Annotated in this window: 16 protein-coding genes; 10 read left to right on the forward strand and 6 right to left on the reverse strand. The window is 60.4% G+C overall.

The features are described 5' to 3' along the window. Window positions 1-23 precede the first annotated feature (23 nt). Together KSS91_RS18755 and KSS91_RS18760 are read right to left on the reverse strand one after the other, a co-directional pair. Window positions 24-860: a M15 family metallopeptidase gene (locus KSS91_RS18755; protein WP_217835725.1), complete on the reverse strand. Its 837-nt coding sequence runs from the start codon at window positions 858-860 to the stop codon at window positions 24-26. 208 nt (window positions 861-1,068) lie between these two features. Beyond that, complete coding sequence (locus KSS91_RS18760) at window positions 1,069-2,763, reverse strand: AMP-binding protein (RefSeq protein WP_217835726.1); 1,695 nt, start codon at window positions 2,761-2,763, stop codon at window positions 1,069-1,071. A gap of 294 nt (window positions 2,764-3,057) precedes the next feature. Between KSS91_RS18760 and KSS91_RS18765 the strand changes: the two genes are divergently transcribed. The 4 genes from KSS91_RS18765 to KSS91_RS18780 all read left to right on the forward strand — a co-directional run bounded on the left by KSS91_RS18765 (window position 3,058) and on the right by KSS91_RS18780 (window position 8,742). Beyond that, window positions 3,058-4,221, forward strand: coding sequence for an isovaleryl-CoA dehydrogenase (locus KSS91_RS18765; RefSeq protein WP_008031893.1), 1,164 nt, complete (start codon window positions 3,058-3,060; stop codon window positions 4,219-4,221). 12 nt (window positions 4,222-4,233) lie between these two features. Continuing rightward, a complete protein-coding gene (locus tag KSS91_RS18770; protein WP_015094351.1) occupies window positions 4,234-5,841 on the forward strand; it encodes a carboxyl transferase domain-containing protein in 1,608 nt (535 codons plus the stop codon). 133 nt (window positions 5,842-5,974) lie between these two features. Beyond that, the gene (locus KSS91_RS18775; protein ID WP_007981004.1) at window positions 5,975-6,787 is read left to right on the forward strand and encodes a gamma-carboxygeranoyl-CoA hydratase; all 813 of its coding nucleotides are present in this window, start codon (window positions 5,975-5,977) and stop codon (window positions 6,785-6,787) included. Next, window positions 6,787-8,742: an acetyl/propionyl/methylcrotonyl-CoA carboxylase subunit alpha gene (locus tag KSS91_RS18780; protein ID WP_217835727.1), complete on the forward strand. Its 1,956-nt coding sequence runs from the start codon at window positions 6,787-6,789 to the stop codon at window positions 8,740-8,742. The genes KSS91_RS18775 and KSS91_RS18780 overlap by 1 nt, the downstream gene beginning before the upstream one ends. A gap of 39 nt (window positions 8,743-8,781) precedes the next feature. Here KSS91_RS18780 and KSS91_RS18785 read toward each other — a convergent pair whose 3' ends face one another. Continuing rightward, window positions 8,782-9,429 carry a LexA family protein gene (locus KSS91_RS18785; RefSeq protein WP_217835728.1) on the reverse strand — a complete coding sequence of 216 codons (648 nt, stop codon included), beginning with the start codon at window positions 9,427-9,429 and terminating at the stop codon, window positions 8,782-8,784. A gap of 129 nt (window positions 9,430-9,558) precedes the next feature. Here KSS91_RS18785 and KSS91_RS18790 point away from each other — a divergent pair, with 129 nt between their 5' ends. Together KSS91_RS18790 and KSS91_RS18795 are read left to right on the forward strand one after the other, a co-directional pair. Continuing rightward, the gene (locus KSS91_RS18790; RefSeq protein ID WP_217835729.1) at window positions 9,559-9,900 is read left to right on the forward strand and encodes a DUF6124 family protein; all 342 of its coding nucleotides are present in this window, start codon (window positions 9,559-9,561) and stop codon (window positions 9,898-9,900) included. A gap of 485 nt (window positions 9,901-10,385) precedes the next feature. Continuing rightward, the gene (locus tag KSS91_RS18795; protein WP_217835730.1) at window positions 10,386-11,537 is read left to right on the forward strand and encodes a M14 family metallopeptidase; all 1,152 of its coding nucleotides are present in this window, start codon (window positions 10,386-10,388) and stop codon (window positions 11,535-11,537) included. A gap of 103 nt (window positions 11,538-11,640) precedes the next feature. Here KSS91_RS18795 and KSS91_RS18800 read toward each other — a convergent pair whose 3' ends face one another. Together KSS91_RS18800 and KSS91_RS18805 are read right to left on the reverse strand one after the other, a co-directional pair. After that, window positions 11,641-12,186, reverse strand: coding sequence for a cytochrome b (locus KSS91_RS18800; protein WP_007976988.1), 546 nt, complete (start codon window positions 12,184-12,186; stop codon window positions 11,641-11,643). Next, window positions 12,183-13,268, reverse strand: a complete 1,086-nt coding sequence (locus KSS91_RS18805) for a catalase family peroxidase (RefSeq protein ID WP_102674651.1) — start codon at window positions 13,266-13,268, stop codon at window positions 12,183-12,185. The genes KSS91_RS18800 and KSS91_RS18805 overlap by 4 nt, the downstream gene beginning before the upstream one ends. A 158-nt stretch (window positions 13,269-13,426) precedes the next feature. Here KSS91_RS18805 and KSS91_RS18810 point away from each other — a divergent pair, with 158 nt between their 5' ends. The 4 genes from KSS91_RS18810 to KSS91_RS18825 all read left to right on the forward strand — a co-directional run bounded on the left by KSS91_RS18810 (window position 13,427) and on the right by KSS91_RS18825 (window position 17,498). Then, a complete protein-coding gene (locus tag KSS91_RS18810) occupies window positions 13,427-13,933 on the forward strand; it encodes an RNA polymerase sigma factor (RefSeq protein WP_095966533.1) in 507 nt (168 codons plus the stop codon). Beyond that, window positions 13,930-14,682 (forward strand): anti-sigma factor family protein, encoded by a 753-nt coding sequence (locus KSS91_RS18815; protein ID WP_217835731.1) that lies wholly within the window; start codon window positions 13,930-13,932, stop codon window positions 14,680-14,682. The genes KSS91_RS18810 and KSS91_RS18815 overlap by 4 nt, the downstream gene beginning before the upstream one ends. A gap of 169 nt (window positions 14,683-14,851) precedes the next feature. Then, complete coding sequence (gene zapE / locus KSS91_RS18820; RefSeq protein WP_217835732.1) at window positions 14,852-15,976, forward strand: cell division protein ZapE; 1,125 nt, start codon at window positions 14,852-14,854, stop codon at window positions 15,974-15,976. Between the two features lie 208 nt (window positions 15,977-16,184). Further along, window positions 16,185-17,498 (forward strand): leucine-rich repeat-containing protein kinase family protein, encoded by a 1,314-nt coding sequence (locus KSS91_RS18825; protein WP_217835733.1) that lies wholly within the window; start codon window positions 16,185-16,187, stop codon window positions 17,496-17,498. A 150-nt stretch (window positions 17,499-17,648) separates the two neighbouring features. Here KSS91_RS18825 and KSS91_RS18830 read toward each other — a convergent pair whose 3' ends face one another. Then, entirely contained in the window at window positions 17,649-18,353 is a 705-nt protein-coding gene (locus tag KSS91_RS18830) for a YebC/PmpR family DNA-binding transcriptional regulator (RefSeq protein ID WP_007976978.1), read from the reverse strand. Window positions 18,354-18,484: the final 131 nt, after the last annotated feature.

An 18,484-nucleotide genomic window follows, 5' to 3' on the forward strand; every position in this document is an offset into this window, starting at 1 on the left:
ACAGAAATCACCAAAAGCAACCTCTACGCCTGGCGGTATGCCTCCATCGTCTGACCCACGCAAAGCGCCCGACGCGCCTCTGGATCCTGCTCGTCCGAGTTCTGCATGCAGTTGCGGAAGTAGGCAACATAGCCGTCGAAGTCTTTTGCCGCCCGCTCTGGAGAGACCGTTGTCAGGTGCTCGATGAAACGACGCGGTGAGACTTCGAAATGCTGATAATCAATCGGATAGTTGAAGTAACCTCCCCAATTGATAAAACCATAATTGGCAAACACATTAACTACCGGCTCAGCAAGACCAAATCGCTCCGATTTCTCGGGCCGAAACTGCATTCGGTTGACATAAGCACGCGCGGAAACAACCGGATCAATCATCGCCTGACCAGTAGGCTGGATATTAATGTAGGGATTCTGGATCGGGTTAAGATCAATCGCGGCACCGTATGCATGAAGAGACCAACTACTACCCCCGGTAATCGCCCGCCCATTGAAAGCCGAAGTATTGTTATCGGCCATGGAGGCGCCATCATTCCCCATGTAATGTTCGAGACCGCGCGCTATTTTCAATGGGAACGCCATATGATGAAGATCGTTGAAAATGCTTTGCACATAAGGGGCAAAGGCATCCAGCACGGTTATCGAGCCTTGTTCGACCCGGCCTTCGAAATTGGTGAAATCGAAGGAAACCACGCGCAATCTGTCACAGCCAACCGGATTTTTGTCGGTAATGACATTAGTCGTCTTCATTAACTCGCACAGCTCAGGGGTGACCGGAGAAACACTGGCCTGTGCCACCTCGCTCAGTCCTACGAGCGCTGCTGAACACAAAACCCCGGCCATTAATAAGTTTCTTACTTCCATGTCAGTTTCAACTCCTGTAATAACTCACACCACTTCATGTGGGCGTATCGAAACCTTACAGGGAATCCAGCAACAGGATCATCCGATCAAGTGTATGCCAACGTAAACTTGACTTTTAAAACGCAGACACTAAAAAGCCGATACGGGTATCGGCTTTATTCAGCACAGCTCTGAAACGGTTTTTTGCCCCGCGGCATCTAAACGGAGCCTACCGATTTACCTTGAGCTCCTCGATACTTATTTCGCGCATCCGGAATTTCTGGATCTTGCCGGTCACGGTCATTGGAAACTCCTCGACGAACTTGAAGTAACGCGGCGTCTTGAAGTGCGCGATGCGCTCCTTGCACCAGGCTTGCAGCTCTTGTTCGGTAGCGCTGTGGCCGGGGTGGAACTTGATCCAGGCGACGATCTCTTCGCCGTAGCGCGAGCATGGAATGCCGATCACCTGAACGTCCGCAACGGCCGGATGCGTGAAGAAAAACTCTTCCAGCTCCCGCGGGTAAATATTCTCACCACCACGGATGATCATGTCCTTGTTGCGCCCGGCAATACACACGTACCCCTCCTCGTTCATGCTCGCCAGATCACCGGTGTGCATCCAGCCTGCCGGATCGATGGCTTCTGCGGTGCCTTCAGGGTTGTTCCAGTAACCCAGCATCACACTGTAACCGCGAGTGCACAGCTCACCGATGGTGCCCCGAGGTACCAGGTTGCCCGCTTCGTCGATGATCTTGCTTTCAAGCTGCGGCTGGGTGCGGCCGACGGTGGTCACGCGCAATTCCAGGTCGTCTGAAGGACCGGTCTGCAATGACACCGGACTGGTTTCCGTCATGCCGTAGGCAATCTGCACTTCGCTCATGTGCATTTCGCTGATGACCCGACGCATCACTTCGATAGGACAGGTTGCGCCTGCCATGATCCCGGTGCGCAGGCTCGACAGATCGAATTCGGCACGTTGCGGCTGGTCGAGCATGGCGATGAACATGGTCGGCACGCCGTACAGCGCCGTGGCTTTTTCTTCAGCCACAGTGCCGAGGGTCAGTAACGGATCGAACGCGTCGTTCGGATAAATCATCGTGCTGCCATGGGTGATGCAGCCGAGGTTGCCCATGACCATGCCGAAGCAGTGATACAAGGGCACCGGAATCACCAGGCGATCGGCCGCCGTCAGGCCCAGGCTTTCACCGACCATGTAACCGTTGTTGAGAATGTTGTAGTGACTGAGGGTCGCGCCCTTGGGAAAACCGGTGGTGCCAGAGGTGTACTGGATATTCACCGGCTGATCGAAATGCAGGCTGTTCTGGCGCTCATGCAGTTGCTCGACTGTCACGCTGTCCGCCAGACCGGTCAATTGCGACCAGGGCAGGAACCCCGACGGCGGCTGGACATCCAGGCTGATAACGCCACGCAACTGCGGCAACCGCTCGCTCTGCAGTTTGCCGATGGATTGCTCGGCCAGCTCGGGCACCAGGCCTTGCAGCATCGCGTGATAGTTTGAGGTCTTGAAGGCCCCGGCGCAAACCAGCCATTGGCAGCCGGATTGCTTGAGTACGTATTCGAGTTCGGAACTGCGATACGCCGGATTGATATTAACCAGGATCACGCCGATTTTCGCGGTGGCAACCTGGCTGATGCACCACTGCGCACAGTTCGGCGCCCAGATGCCAAGGCGATCCCCGGCTTGCAGCCCCAGTGCCAGCAGAGCTCTGGCGTGCAGGTCCGCGGCCTCGGCCAACTGCCGCCATGTGTAACGCAGCTGTTGATGGCGCACAACCAGCGCCTCCCCGTCCGGGAACTGCGCGACCGTGTTGTCGAACGCCTGGCCGATGGTCATCGCCAGCAAGGCTTTGTCCTGGGAACCACGGGTGTAACTGCATTGCGGGCTTGCACTGGGTTGATCCATGACGACCCCTATTGTCTTTATTTATGGGCTACCGGCGGTCCGTTGTGGGAGCGGGCTTGCTCGCGAAAGCGGTGTATCAGACAACATGAATGTCGACTGACTGGACGCCTTCGCGAGCAAGCCCGCTCCCACAGGATGGGTCCGCGTTCTATCTTGAACTGGCTCTACTCTCGCTCAAGTTGACGTTAACGTAAAGGGTGATTGACAGCCATTCGTCACAGGCTTACGTTAACGTAAAGGTGAGAACCCGATCACGGCCCTCTCCCGCCCTACAAAAAAGCCAAAAGGTGACCCATGAGCTACCCATCCCTGAACTTTGCCCTCGGTGAAACCATCGACATGCTGCGCGATCAGGTCCAGTCCTTCGTCGCCAAGGAGATCGCCCCGCGCGCCGCTCAGATCGACATCGACAACCTGTTCCCCGCCGACCTGTGGCGCAAATTCGGCGACATGGGCCTGCTGGGCATCACCGTGCCGGAAGAGTACGGCGGCGCTGGCCTGGGTTACCTGGCTCACGTGGTCGCAATGGAAGAAATCAGCCGCGGTTCGGCCTCGGTGGCCCTGTCCTATGGCGCCCACTCCAACCTCTGCGTCAACCAGATCAACCGCAACGGCAACCACGAACAGAAATCCAAATACCTGCCGAAGCTGATCAGCGGCGAGCACATCGGTGCGCTGGCCATGAGTGAGCCGAATGCCGGTTCCGACGTGGTCTCGATGAAACTGCGCGCCGACAAGCGTGGCGACCACTACGTGCTCAACGGCAGCAAGACCTGGATCACCAACGGTCCGGACGCCAACACCTACGTGATCTACGCCAAGACCGACCTGGAAAAGGGCCCCCACGGCATCACCGCGTTCATCGTCGAGCGCGACTGGAAAGGTTTCAGCCGCAGCAACAAGTTCGACAAGCTCGGCATGCGCGGTTCGAACACCTGCGAGTTGTTCTTCGATGACGTCGAAGTGCCGGAAGAAAACATCCTCGGCGTACTCAACGGTGGCGTGAAAGTGCTGATGAGCGGCCTTGACTACGAGCGCGTCGTCCTTTCAGGTGGCCCGACCGGGATCATGCAGGCCTGCATGGACCTGATCGTGCCGTACATCCACGACCGCAAGCAGTTCGGCCAAAGCATCGGCGAATTCCAGCTGATCCAGGGCAAGGTCGCCGACATGTACACCCAGCTCAACGCCAGCCGCGCCTACCTGTACGCCGTGGCCCAGGCTTGCGAGCGCGGCGAAACCACGCGCAAGGACGCCGCCGGCGTGATCCTCTACAGCGCCGAACGCGCCACGCAAATGGCCCTCGACGCGATCCAGATTCTCGGTGGCAACGGCTATATCAATGAATTCCCGGCCGGTCGTCTGTTGCGTGACGCCAAGCTGTACGAAATCGGCGCGGGCACCAGTGAGATCCGTCGCATGCTGATCGGTCGCGAACTGTTCAACGAAACCCGCTAAACGGAGCTGTCCATGGCTACCCTGCATACCCAGCTCAACCCCCGTTCAGCGGAGTTCGCCACCAACAGTGCGGCGATGCTCAAGCAGGTCGACGCGTTGCACACCCTGCTCGCCCAAGTGGCGCAAGGTGGCGGCCCGAAGGCTCAGGAACGCCACACCTCGCGGGGCAAACTGCTGCCTCGCGAGCGCATCAACCGCTTGCTCGATCCGGGCTCACCGTTTCTGGAAATCAGCCAACTGGCGGCGTATGAGGTGTATGGCGAAGACGTCCCTGCTGCGGGCGTGATCGCCGGGATCGGTCGCGTGGAAGGCGTCGAATGCATGATCGTCGCCAACGACGCCACGGTAAAAGGCGGCTCGTATTACCCCTTGACCGTGAAAAAACACCTGCGCGCCCAAACCATTGCCCAGCAGAACCGCTTGCCGTGCATCTACCTGGTGGATTCGGGCGGCGCCAACCTGCCGCGTCAGGATGAAGTGTTCCCTGACCGTGAGCACTTCGGGCGGATCTTCTTCAACCAGGCCAACATGAGCGCCATGGGCATTCCGCAGATTGCCGTGGTCATGGGCTCCTGCACCGCTGGCGGCGCCTACGTGCCGGCGATGGCGGACGAAGCGATCATGGTCCGCGAGCAAGCGACGATCTTCCTCGCCGGCCCGCCACTGGTGAAGGCCGCGACCGGTGAAGTGGTCAGCGCCGAGGACCTCGGCGGGGCCGATGTGCACTGCAAGATTTCCGGGGTGGCCGACCATTACGCCGAGAGCGATGAACACGCTTTGGCGCTGGCGCGCCGCAGTGTGGCCAACCTCAACTGGCGCAAGCAAGGTGAGGTTCAGCAACGCACGCCAATCGCCCCGCTCTACAGCAGCGACGAGTTGTACGGCGTGGTGCCGGCCGATGCCAAGCAGCCGTTCGACGTGCGCGAAGTCATCGCGCGACTGGTGGACGGGTCGGTGTTCGACGAGTTCAAGGCGCTGTTCGGGACAACGCTGGTCTGCGGTTTTGCTTACCTGCACGGTTACCCGATCGCGATCCTCGCCAACAACGGCATTCTTTTCGCTGAAGCGGCGCAGAAAGGCGCGCACTTCATTGAACTGGCATGCCAGCGCGGCATTCCGTTGTTGTTCCTGCAAAACATCACCGGCTTCATGGTCGGCCAGAAATACGAAGCCGGCGGTATTGCCAAGCACGGCGCGAAACTGGTGACGGCGGTTGCTTGCGCCAAGGTGCCGAAGTTCACGGTGATCATCGGCGGCAGCTTCGGTGCCGGTAACTACGGCATGTGCGGTCGCGCCTACGATCCGCGCTTCTTGTGGATGTGGCCAAACGCACGCATCGGTGTGATGGGCGCCGAACAGGCGGCCGGCGTGCTGGTGCAGGTCAAGCGCGAACAGGCCGAACGCAGCGGCCATGGCTTCAGTGCCGAGCAGGAAGCCGAGATCAAGCAACCGATCCTCGACCAGTACGAAGAACAGGGTCACCCCTACTATTCCAGCGCGCGCCTGTGGGACGACGGTGTCATCGACCCGGCCCAGACCCGCGACGTACTGGCCCTGGCCTTGTCCGCGTCGTTGAACGCGCCAATCGAACCGAGCCGCTTCGGCGTGTTCCGGATGTGATTTTTTTGTTGTAGGAGCGAGCCTGCTCGCGATGGACGTTAACGATAACGCGTGTTTTCTGAAAAAACGCGCCGCCCTGTAGCCCATCGCGAGCAAGCTCGCTCCTACACAAGAGCCGTGGAGACGGACGAATATGAGCGACTTCAACACCCTCGAACTGCTGAGCGATCCAAGGGGTTTTGCGACTCTCTGGCTCAGCCGTGAAGAAAAGAACAACGCCTTCAACGCCGAAATGATCCGCGAACTGATCATCGCCCTCGACAAAGTCGCGAGCGATGCCAGCCTGCGCTTTCTGATCGTGCGCGGTCGTGGCAAGCATTTCAGCGCCGGCGCTGACCTGGCCTGGATGCAGCAATCGGCCGAACTCGATTACGCCACCAACCTCGATGACGCCCGGGAACTGGCGGAGTTGATGTACAACCTGGCCAAACTGAAAGTGCCGACCCTGGCCGTGGTGCAAGGCGCAGCCTTCGGCGGTGCGCTGGGCCTGATCAGTTGCTGCGACATGGCCATCGGTGCCGATGACGCGCAGTTCTGCCTGTCGGAAGTGCGCATCGGCCTGGCACCGGCAGTGATCAGCCCATTCGTGGTGCAAGCCATCGGCGAGCGCGCGACCCGGCGTTATGCCCTGACGGCTGAGCGCTTTGGCGGGCAACGGGCACGGGAAATCGGCCTGTTGTCGGAGAGCTATGCAAGTGCCGAGCTTGAACAGAAAGTCGAGCAGTGGATCGACAACCTGCTGCTCAACAGCCCGGCGGCCATGCGCGCCAGCAAGGATCTGTTGCGCGAAGTCGGCGACGGATCATTGACCCCGGCATTGCGCCGCTACACCGAAAACGCCATCGCCCGCATCCGCGTCAGCCCCGAGGGGCAGGAAGGCCTGCGTGCCTTCCTGCAAAAACGTCCGCCGAGCTGGCAAGCCGAAACCACCAAGGAGCCCCGTTGATGAGCGCACCTGTCCTCACCACCCTGCTGGTGGCCAACCGTGGCGAAATCGCTTGCCGGGTGATGCGCACCGCCAAGGCCCTGGGCCTGACGACCGTGGCCGTGCACAGCGCCACCGACCGTGACGCCCGGCACAGCCGCGAAGCCGACATTCGCGTTGACCTGGGTGGCAGCAAAGCCGCCGACAGCTACCTGCAGATCGACAAACTGATCGCCGCCGCCAAGGCCAGCGGCGCCCAGGCAATTCACCCCGGCTATGGTTTTCTGTCGGAGAACGCCGGATTCGCCCGCGCCATCGAAAACGCCGGTCTGATTTTCCTCGGCCCACCTGCCTCGGCCATCGACGCCATGGGCAGCAAGTCCGCGGCCAAAGCCTTGATGGAAACCGCTGGCGTGCCACTGGTGCCCGGTTATCACGGCGAAGCCCAGGACCTGGAAACCTTCCGCGATGCCTGCGAACGCATCGGCTACCCGGTGCTGCTCAAGGCCACCGCAGGTGGCGGCGGCAAAGGCATGAAAGTGGTCGAGGACGTCAGCCAGCTGGCCGAAGCCCTGGCCTCGGCCCAGCGTGAGGCGCAATCGTCGTTCGGCGATTCGCGGATGCTGGTGGAGAAATACCTGCTCAAGCCACGTCACGTGGAAATCCAGGTGTTCGCCGACCAGTACGGCAACTGCCTGTACCTCAACGAGCGTGACTGCTCGATCCAGCGCCGGCACCAGAAAGTCGTCGAAGAAGCCCCGGCACCGGGCCTGAGTCCGGAACTGCGGCGCGCCATGGGGGAGGCGGCCGTGCGTTCGGCGCAGGCCATCGGCTACGTCGGTGCCGGCACCGTTGAGTTTTTGCTGGATGCGCGCGGCGAGTTCTTCTTCATGGAGATGAACACCCGACTGCAAGTCGAACACCCGGTCACCGAAGCCATCACCGGTCTCGACCTGGTGGCCTGGCAGATTCGCGTGGCACGCGGCGAAGCATTGCCGATGACTCAGGATCAGGTGCCGCTGGTGGGCCACGCGATCGAAGTGCGGCTGTACGCCGAAGATCCGGGCAATGATTTCCTGCCGGCGACCGGTCGCCTGGAGCTGTATCGCGAATCCGCCCCGGGGCCCGGACGCCGGGTTGACAGCGGCGTTGAAGAAGGCGATGAAATTTCGCCGTTCTACGACCCGATGCTCGGCAAGCTGATTGCCTGGGGCGAGGATCGTGAACAGGCACGGTTGCGCCTGCTGAGCATGCTCGACGAGTTCGCCATCGGTGGGTTGAAAACCAACATCAACTTCCTGCGGCGTATCATCGGTCACCCGGCGTTCGCCGCTGCCGAACTCGATACCGGCTTCATTCCGCGCTATCAGGAACAGTTGCTGCCGGCGCCAGCGCAACTCGGCGATGAGTTCTGGCAAGCCGCCGCCCAGGCATTTGCCCAGAGCCAGCCGCACGCAACCCGTGCCGATGACCCGGGTTCACCGTGGGCGGCGCCTAATGGTCTGCGTGCCGGTTTGCCGAGAGAGATCACTCTGCACTTGAGTTGTGAAGGCCAGGACCGTGCACTGACGCTGGGCGATATCAATGCTGACAGTGCCCGGCTCAAGGGTGAGCATCTGTTGACCGAGCAGGCTGGCGTGCGCCGTCAACACCGCGCAATACGCCGTGGCGAGCATGTGTATTTGCAGTGGGATGGCGAATTGCACCGCATCGAGGCCTACGACCCGATCAGCGCCGTCGAGGCCAGCCACAGCCATCAGGGCGGGCTGACCGCACCGATGAACGGCAGCATCGTCCGCGTGCTGGTGGAGGCCGGGCAATCGGTCGAGGCCGGGGCGCAGTTGGTGGTACTGGAAGCGATGAAGATGGAGCACAGCATTCGCGCGCCCCATGCCGGGGTGATCAAGGCGCTGTATTGCCAGGAAGGCGAGATGGTCAGCGAAGGCAGTGCGCTGGTCGAACTGGAAGAAGCGTGAAATGAAGATCGGTCCTGCGCATTGCCAGGACCGATCTGATCAGAACCTGGCGGTTGCCTGAACCACTACGCCGATGATTCGACATTCATCGGCGTACAAGGCTTTCGGATACGTCGGATTGAGCGGGACCAGATAACGCTGACCGCCCTCTTCGATCAGCTTGCGAAACGTGGCTTCAGTGCTGTCCGGCCACTGGGCGATGACCAGTTTGCCAGGCACGGCTTCCACAGCCGGGTCCACCAGGATCAACATGCCTTCCGGGATGCTGATGCCATTGGGCGCGGTCATCGCATCGCCCGCCACTCTCAACCAGAATGCCGGCCCCCGAGCGTGGTAATCGGACAGTTCATAGCGCTCCTTGCCATACACCGGGACCTCGCCGTCGCGCACTTCGGCAGGCTCGTGCCAATCACTGATCGGGTAGCGAAAGTACGGGTTGTACTTGTGGGTCAGGGGAGTTTCGTCGTCCGTTGACGCCTGCGGTTCCCGGATCACCAGCGCCACTTCGAGAAACTCCAGGCCCAGCGCCTGCAACACACGGTTCATGTCTTCGATGCCGGGTTCACGACGTTTGTTGAGCCAGTGGCCAATGCCGCCCTGGGACATCCCGAGGCGCTCGGCGAGTATCTCTTGAGTGATTTTGAGTTCACTCATCTTGGCCTTGACCAATTCAATCCATTTATCCATGTGCGGCACGATACGTGGGCGCCTCCGACCTTCAAAACACAAATTGTAGTATTTAAATCCTCGTCACAAATACAGTTCGTATTAGGATCGACTCACGGATCTGAATCTAACACGGAGCTTGCCATCGCCATGAACCCACCCGCCAATGACCTGCCGGACATGCAAATCGACACTACCCTCACCTCATCCCTGGACTCGGCGGCGGCACAACGCGCGCTGGACTATTACCTGAAACCTGCCGTTTCGGAGGAAGTGGCCGAGTCGCGTTTTTTTGATGTCAACCGCAACATAAGCGGCGAAGAGGCGCTGGTCCATGCCTTGGACCTGCTGCGCTGTGCCGCCGCCACCGCGTACGAATCAGCCAGTCACCTGCAAGGCGCAAACCGTGACCTGGCGTTTTCGACGGTGCACATGATCGACATGGCCAAGGCGATGGTTGATCGATCGCTGGAAAAGTATGAAAACGCTTGAAGTGAGAAGGTAAATCGAGAGGACAGGAAAGAATTTTCCTGTCGTGCAGGTAAAAATGCTTGACCTGCAAACGAGAATGATTATTATTGCATCAGCTGGTCGCGAGATCAGTCGATGGACCAGGGGACCTTAGGTCGGTCTCCTGGACTATCTCCTCATCAGGCTAATCACGGTTTTTGACCCGGCTTTTTGCCGGGTCTTTTTTTTGCCAGTTTTTTCTGGCTTTGGCTTCAGGCTAATGAAGTCTTTGGGTGCCGCAAATTCGATGGCGCGGATGATATCAAAAGAATGCCAGTTGGCAAGAGAGGCCCGGCATCATGGGTTCAAACCAGCGACAGATAGCACTTGAGAATCAATCGCACAGTCTCTAAGCTGCGTCAGCGTCAAGGAGGACGCCCCCACCTCTGCAGCCCGCAATTTCCCTCGGTTTCACCCCCTCTTGCGTGTAAAGTAGCCGCGATAAAAATCATATTCAGGACCCGATTATGACCGTGGGCAAATCCTCTTTCGACATCAGTGCCAACTTCGACAGCGGCAACATCCAAGTCATCGACATCAGCGATCCGCTCAAACCGCTTCTGGCCATTCGCCCGGACACCCGCAGCGCCCATTTCCAGTGGTTCCACTTCAAGGCCAGCGGCCTGCATGTCGGCCAGGAGCACTGGTTTCGCCTGAATAATGCCAGCCAGTCCTCCTATAACAAGGCCTGGACCGGCTATCAGGCGGTGGCGTCCTACGATCACGTCAACTGGTTCCGCGTACCCACCATTTTCGAAGGCGACTGCCTGCGTTTCAGCCTCGAAGCCGAGCAGACCCACGCCTGGTTCGCCTACTTCGAACCCTACAGCCGTGGCCGTCACGACTGGCTGATCGAGCAGGCGCTGAGCAAGGCCGGTACCGAACTGCTGGCCACCGGCAAGAGTGTCGAAGGCCGTGACATCCAGCTGTTGCGCAAAGGCACCGGGGCCGAAGGCCGACGCAAGGTGTGGATGATTGCCCAGCAACATCCTGGCGAACACATGGCCGAGTGGTTCATTGAAGGCGTGATCGAACGCCTGGAAAAACACGACGACCCTGTGCTGAACAAACTGCTGGCCAGCGCCGACCTGTACCTGGTGCCGAACATGAACCCGGACGGCGCTTTCCACGGCCACCTGCGCACCAACGCCATGGGCCAGGACCTCAATCGTGCCTGGCAGAGCGCCAGCCAGGAAATCAGCCCGGAGGTCCTGTTCGTTCAGCAGCAGATGGAAAAGTACGGCGTCGATATGTTCCTCGACGTCCATGGTGACGAGGAAATCCCTCACGTGTTCACCGCCGGCTGCGAAGGCAATCCAGGCTACACGCCACGGGTCGAAAAGCTCGAAGAACACTTCCGCAGCCACCTGAAGCACACCACCAAAGACTTCCAGACCAAGTACGGCTACACCCGCGACGAACCGGGCCAGGCCAACATGACGCTGGCCTGCAACAGCGTCGGCCAGAAGTACGACTGCCTGTCGCTGACCCTGGAAATGCCGTTCAAGGATCATGACGACCACCCGAATCCGTTGACGGGCTGGTCGGGCAAGCGGTCGAAGCAGTTGGGCAAGGATGTGCTGACCACGCTTGCCGATATGGTCGACACCTTGCGCTGATCACCCTTCAGGATCAAAAGATCGCAGCCTTCGGCAGCTCCTACAGGAATCGGCGTACCTCTGTAGGAGCTGCCGCAGGCTGCGATCTTTTTTCAGGCGGCGATTAACCCCGATCCTTACCCCGCAACATACTGTCCAACACTTCATCTCGCCGCACCCAGCCGTGAAACAACGCTGCCGCCAGATGCAGCAACACGGTCAGAAACAGTAGATACGCCAGATACCCGTGCGCCTTGCGCAAAAACGCAAACAGCTGCGCATTCGCCGACACAATCGACGGCAGTTGCAACGAACTGCTGAGCATCACCGGTTCGCCCGATGCCGAAATCATCGCCCAGCCCAGCAGCGGCAAGACCAGCATCAGTGCATACAACAAGACATGCGAAGCCTTGGCCGCCAGCGCTTGCCAACCCGGCAGATCCGCCGGCAGCGGAGGCTGCGTGGTGGAAAAACGCACCACCAGACGCACAATCACCAACAGCAAAATCGCGACCCCCAAGGGTTTGTGCAAATGGATCAGCCATTCATGCCGCTCGGACACCGAGGCGACCATGCCGGCACCGATAAACAGCATGGCGATGATCATCAGCGCCATCAGCCAGTGCAGCAGGCGCGCCAGCGGGGCGAAGTGGTTCGGTTGAGTGCTCATTGCCGGGTCTCCTGTGTGGCGGCGGGCAGTTGGCTGACTTCGCTGGTGCGACGCAGGTAGGAATTGGCGTAACCGGCTGAACGAGCGGCAAGCAACGGGTCGTCGGAACCTTCAATCCCGGCAGGCAACACCAGCGGATCGTAATTGATGTCACGGCATTCGCCGTTGAGTTGCGGCTGAGTCTTTTCAAGCACCAGAGTGCCAGCGTTCAACACCTTGCGTCCTTCGGGCCAGGCCTTGCTGGCGTCGTTCACCGGATCGCCGGGGTTGGCCAGGGTGATGTTCAGTTGCCAGCGCAACGGACCTGCGGCGATTCGCTCGACCAGGTCTTTCTCCAGGAAATCACTACCCTCCGGCGCCGTGGCCCCGGGTGCGTCCTGGGCCAGAGGCACCATGTTCCAGCGCACGGCCTGACGTTGGCCCGCCGCATTGACCAGGTAGAACGCATTGACGCTGTTGTAGTTTTCGGTCACATAACTGGCCGACGGCTTGGCGGTTTTGATCCAGGCCAGGAAAGGTGCCGCTTCGGGGTGCGAAGCAAAGAATGCGGGCACAGCCTTGGGGTCCGGTTTGCCGGTGGCCGGGTCTGGTGACTGGGCTTTTTGCAATTGATAGAACGCCTCGGGCGTGCCCACCGGGAACACCGGCATGCTGTTCATCCCGGTGCGCCACTGCTGGCCGTTGGCCTGAGTGAAGCGCAAGGCCATGCTGCGGATCGGCACGGCACTGTCCGGCGCGTATGGGTTACCGGCCGGCAAGGCGAAACGCCCGACAACCGGCGTCTGCGCCTCATTGAAGACCTGAGCGGTGGAATAGCTGCGCGCCTCACCGCTGCTTTCGAAATGCCCGATCACGCACACGCCTTTGGAATGGTTGCGGCGGAAACCCGGATGCACGCCGTTGTTGGTTTCCAGCACGTTGATCAGTTTCTTCGGGGTCAGGCGCTGTGGGTCGAAGGTGCCGTTGACGTAGGCAAACGCCCCTGCCAGTGCGGCAACGACCACGGCAATGCCAGCCAGACGCAACGTCAGGCTTGCCGCACTCAAGGGTGGCCGGGTGGGCGGTGATGATCGATCTACCATGAAAGACTCCAGGGCCATCGGCCACAAGTGAGAAGAATCAAGCAGACGAACCGCAGGCAGGTTTATTCCAGCGTGCGGTATTTATTTTTTCAGGCGTGGAATAACCTCGAGTACCGGGCGTCTTCCTAGTCCCAAGCGTAGTGACTAGCCAGAACTTCATGAACGATATCGACGAACAACTCAGAGAAATCATTCCCCGATTGCGACGGTTCGCCGTGTCGCTGACGCGCAACCCGAGCAGCGCTGACGATCTGGTGCAGGCGAGTCTGGAGCGGGCACTGTCGAGTTGGGCTGGCAAACGCGCCGAGGGCGACTTGCGCGCCTGGCTGTTCTCGATTCTGTATCGGCAGTTTCTCGATGCGCACCGCCGCTCCCGGCGCTACGCGCGCATGCTCGATTTTTTCACTGGCCGTGACGATGCCCAGCCCTCGGTGGAGCGCACCGTCATTGCTCAATCGACCCTCAATGCCTTCGATCAACTGCCCACCGAACAACGCGCGCTGCTGCTCTGGGTCTCGGTAGAAGGCTTGAGTTACAAAGAGGTCGCCGAGATTCTCGACGTCCCCACCGGCACCGTGATGTCCCGCCTGTCCCGGGCTCGCCAGGCCCTGCGCCAACTCAGCGATGGCGAAATCAACCGCCCATCCCTGCGGAGACTCAAATGATCAGCATGCCCCCCAGCGAGCGAGACCTGCACGCCTACGTCGACCACCAACTGAGCGACGCCGACCGGCGCCTGGTGGAGACATTTCTGGCCAGTAACCCGCCCGTGGCGGCACAAGTGCGCGCCTGGCAGCTGGATGCCCAGGCACTGCGCGCGGCCTTGAGTGGCGCCTTGCAACAACCGTCGAACCCGGACCTGGATCCGGCGGTGATACGCCAGCGCCTCAAACGCCAATCCCGTCGACACCTGGCCAGTGCCGCGGTATTGCTCATCGCCGTCAGCTTCGGCGGTTTCAGCGGTTGGCAAGCGCGGGAGATGACACTCGCGAGCCCCCAGCTTCCAATGACCGATGCCCTGCAGGCGTATCGCCTGATTGCCCAGCAAGGCATCCTGCCGGCGGATTACAAGGCCGGCGACGACGGTGACATGCAAGGTTGGCTCGACCGCTACTTCACCCGGGCCAATCGCCTGCCCGACCTCTCGGGGGCCGGGTTCAAGCCGGCCAGCGGGCGTTTGCTGAGTACCGAGCAAGGCCCGGCAGCGATGGTGGTCTACGAGAATCAGGGCGGGCAGAAAATCAGTTTCTATGTGCGCCCGCCAGGACCGAAAAACTACCTGCTGCCCCGTGGCAGCCGTAGCGATGGAGACCTGCAGGCCGAGTACTGGTCGGGTGCTGGCTACAACTATGCGATGGTCAGCCCGGCGGACACAGCGGCGGCGCAGATGCTCAAGCAGACCACTCGGTTCTGATCCCCCTCTGTGGGAGCGAGCTTGCTCCCACAGGGTTTGCGGTGTTCCTTCAGAACCCGGTTACGGTGGCCCGGACAGGTCAACTCCGCTGGAAGCACATTCCCTGCTCTGGTTAAACTATGCCGCCGCAGCTCGGGGAGCCTGCCCGCACACCAGAGGTGACATCTCAGTGGCCGTTCGACCACCCAATCGTTCGCGAATCAAATCGCGCTGGCAATCGTTGCGTCGTCTTCTCGGCAAGACACCGGCTGCCGGCAGCGCCGAGGCAAGCGAGGTAATCCACGACTACTTTCGTCACCAGGCCCATTCCCGGGGCTACACCCTCAGTCACAGCCAGCAACGCGTGATCGACTGCATGGCCCGGCATACCTGCCTGTTGATGGGCGCTTCGACGCAAACCCTTCCGGGCCTTTACCTGCATGGTGCCGTGGGGCGCGGCAAGAGCTGGCTGCTCGACGGTTTTTTCCGCGCAGTTCCCCTCGCGCATAAACAACGCCTGCACTTCCATCAGTTTTTCGCCCAACTGCACCAGGGCATGTTCGAGCACCGCGATCATCCTGATGCCCTGGCGATCACCCTGGATGCATTGCTCAGCGATTGCAGGGTGCTGTGTTTCGATGAGTTCCATGTGCACGACATCGGCGATGCGATGCTCATCACCCGGTTGTTCAAGGCACTGTTTCAGCGCGGCATCCTGTTGCTGGTCACCTCCAACTACCCGCCCGCAGGCCTGTTGCCCAATCCGCTGTACCACGCCCGCTTCAAACCGGTGATCGACTTGATCAATGCACGCATGCAAGTCATGGAAGTCGGCGGTCCACACGACTATCGCAGCCAGGTCCGCAGCCATGCGCAGCAGCTGTTCACCCAAGGCCATTATGTGTGGCCAGCCAGCGCGGTGCAACGGCGCTCATTGAATCTGCCGGATCGCGGCGCCCCGCCCCAATTGCTCCCCGTAGGCACCCGGCATTTCCAGGCGCGTTTGTGCGATGAGCGCCGCATCGGTTTTACTTTCGCCGACCTGTGCGACCAGCCTGTGGCCGTGATGGATTACCTGGAGCTGTGCCGCCGCTTCGATCGCTGGATCATCGATGACCTGCCGCGGCTCGCTGAGTGCTCGATGGCCGCCCAACAGCGCTTCATCAACCTCATCGACGTACTGTACGACCAGGACAAGCACCTGACACTGCTCGCACAACACGCCCTGCGCGAATGCCTGGACGGCGATGCCATCGATCTGGCCCGTACCCGCAGTCGACTGGGGCAACTGGTCGAAGTCAGCGAACCGGCCTGAGCGATATTATTGTGTTGTATTGACGGGCCTCTTCGCGAGCAAGCCCGCTCCCACATTGGATCTGTGCCAAGACAAAAATCCAATGTGGGAGTGGCGGTGCGACGATTCGACTTGCTCGCGAAAGCGGCCTGACAGGCGCCACATCTTTCCCGCTATCATGTCGCCCATTTCCCACGCGTCCTCCCCTTGGCTAATGGCGAATCTGTTCATGCATACCCTTGCTCAATTGCGTGCCGGCGAGTTGTCAGGCATCACGCGGCTGGATCTGGTCGACGGCCTCACGGAATTCCCCCGGGAGATTTTCGATCTGGCGGACTCGCTGGAAGTACTCAACCTCAGCGGCAATGCCTTGAGCACCCTGCCGGAAGACTTGCATCGCCTGACCCGTCTGCGCGTGCTGTTCTGCTCCGATAACCGCTTCACCGAGTTGCCGGCCTGCCTGGGCCAATGCGCCGCACTGACGATGATCGGCTTCAAGGCCAACCGCATCTCCCACGTGCCCGCTGCGGCGCTGCCACCACGGCTGCGTTGGCTGATCCTGACCGACAACTGCATCGAGACGCTGCCGAGCGAGTTGGGAGAGCGGCCATACCTGCAAAAGCTCATGCTCGCCGGCAACCGTTTGCACGCGCTGCCGGAGTCGTTGCGTCAGTGCCATCGGCTGGAGCTGATCCGCATCGCGGCCAACCAGTTGACCGAGTTGCCGCTATGGCTGCTGGAATTGCCGAGCCTGACCTGGCTGGCGTACGCCGGTAACCCGCTGGAAACCGAAGCCGATGCCGCGGCCCTCGACGCGACACCGCGCATTGACTGGTCGGCATTGCGCCTGGAAAAAAAGCTTGGCGAAGGTGCGTCCGGGGTGATCCATCAGGCGGTCTGGCAACAGGCAGAGCAACCGCCCATGGCCGTTGCGGTGAAGCTCTACAAGGGCGAAATGACCAGCGATGGTTCACCGCTGCACGAGATGAACGCCTGTATCACCGCCGGCCTGCACCCGAACCTGATCCGCGTCGAAGGGCGGATTGTCGATCACCCGCAGCAAACCGCCGGGCTGGTGATGCAACTGATCGCACCGAGTTACCACAACCTCGCCGCACTGCCGAGCCTGGCGTCGTGCAGCCGAGACATCTACCCCGACGACTTGCGCTTCAGTGCGGCCGTGGCGCTGCGCATTGCCTCGGGCATTGCCTCGGTGGCCGAACACCTGCACAGCCATGGCATCACCCACGGCGACCTCTACGGGCACAATATCCTGTGGAATGAGCAGGGAGACTGCTTGCTGGGGGACTTTGGCGCGGCGTCGTTCCACGGGATTTCCGACAGCCTTGAAAGCCGTGCCTTGCAGCGGATCGAGGTGCGGGCGTTCGGGGTGTTGCTGGGGGAACTGCTGGCGCGGATCGACTCGGGGTTGAGCGATGATCGGCGTGGAGTGCTGGAAGATCTGGAGCGGCGTTGCTGTCAGCCGCAGGTGCTGGCGCGGCCAGGGTTTAGCGAAGTCGTGCGGCAATTGGAAAGTCTGTGACCGCTATGCGGTCAATCGTCGGATCGCAACCCGGAGCAAGCTCGCTCCCACATTAGACCGCGCCCAACCAGGCAACTCGGTCAACTGTGGGAGCGAGCTTGCTCGCGATGACGGTCTGACAGACAACAGAACCGTCATTGACACAAAGACTTAACCAGCCAACCCGACAAACATGTCCTGCACGTCGTCATGGTTGTCGAGGCCTTCGAGGAACGCCTCGACTTCCGCCATCTGCTCGTCGCTCAGGCCGCTGACCGGGTTTTTCGGCTGGTAGCCCAGTTTGGCCGACAGCACGGTGAAGCCTTGTTCCGGCAGGGCTTTCTGTACCGCGTCGAGGTCGGTCGGTTCGGTCAGGAACAGGGTTGCACCCTCTTCACCCGGTTCGAAATCCTGTGCACCGGCTTCGATGGCGGCCATTTCCGGGTCGGCGTCCGGGGTGTCCGGCGACGCTTCGATCATGCCGACATGGTTGAAGTCCCAGGCTACCGAGCCGGAAGCGCCCAGTTGGCCCTTGCGGAACGCCACGCGGATCTCGGCAACGGTGCGGTTGATGTTGTCGGTCACGCACTCGACGATCAACGGCACCTGATGCGGGGCGAACCCTTCATAGGTCACGCGATGGTACTGCACGGTCTCGCCCAAGAGGCCCGCGCCCTTCTTGATGGCGCGATCCAGTGTTTCCTTGGGCATCGAAGCTTTCTTGGCCTGTTCAACGACCAGACGCAAGTGCGCGTTGGTAGCAACATCAGCGCCATTGCGCGCAGCAATGGTGATTTCTTTCACCAGTTTGCCGAAGATCTTGCCCTTGGCATTGGCTGCCGCTTCTTTGTGTTTAACCTTCCACTGTGCGCCCATTTCTCACTCTCTTATCTGTGGCATCTGTGGCGCCGAGACATCTATTGGCCGACGCTTTGCACAAGTTTATACGGCCTAAAGTTGGCAATCGACCAAAAAATCCCGACTGGCGTCGACATCTTCACCAGCGG

This window comes from Pseudomonas azerbaijanorientalis (assembly GCF_019139795.1).
Classification (GTDB): Bacteria; Pseudomonadota; Gammaproteobacteria; order Pseudomonadales; family Pseudomonadaceae; genus Aquipseudomonas; species Aquipseudomonas laurylsulfatiphila.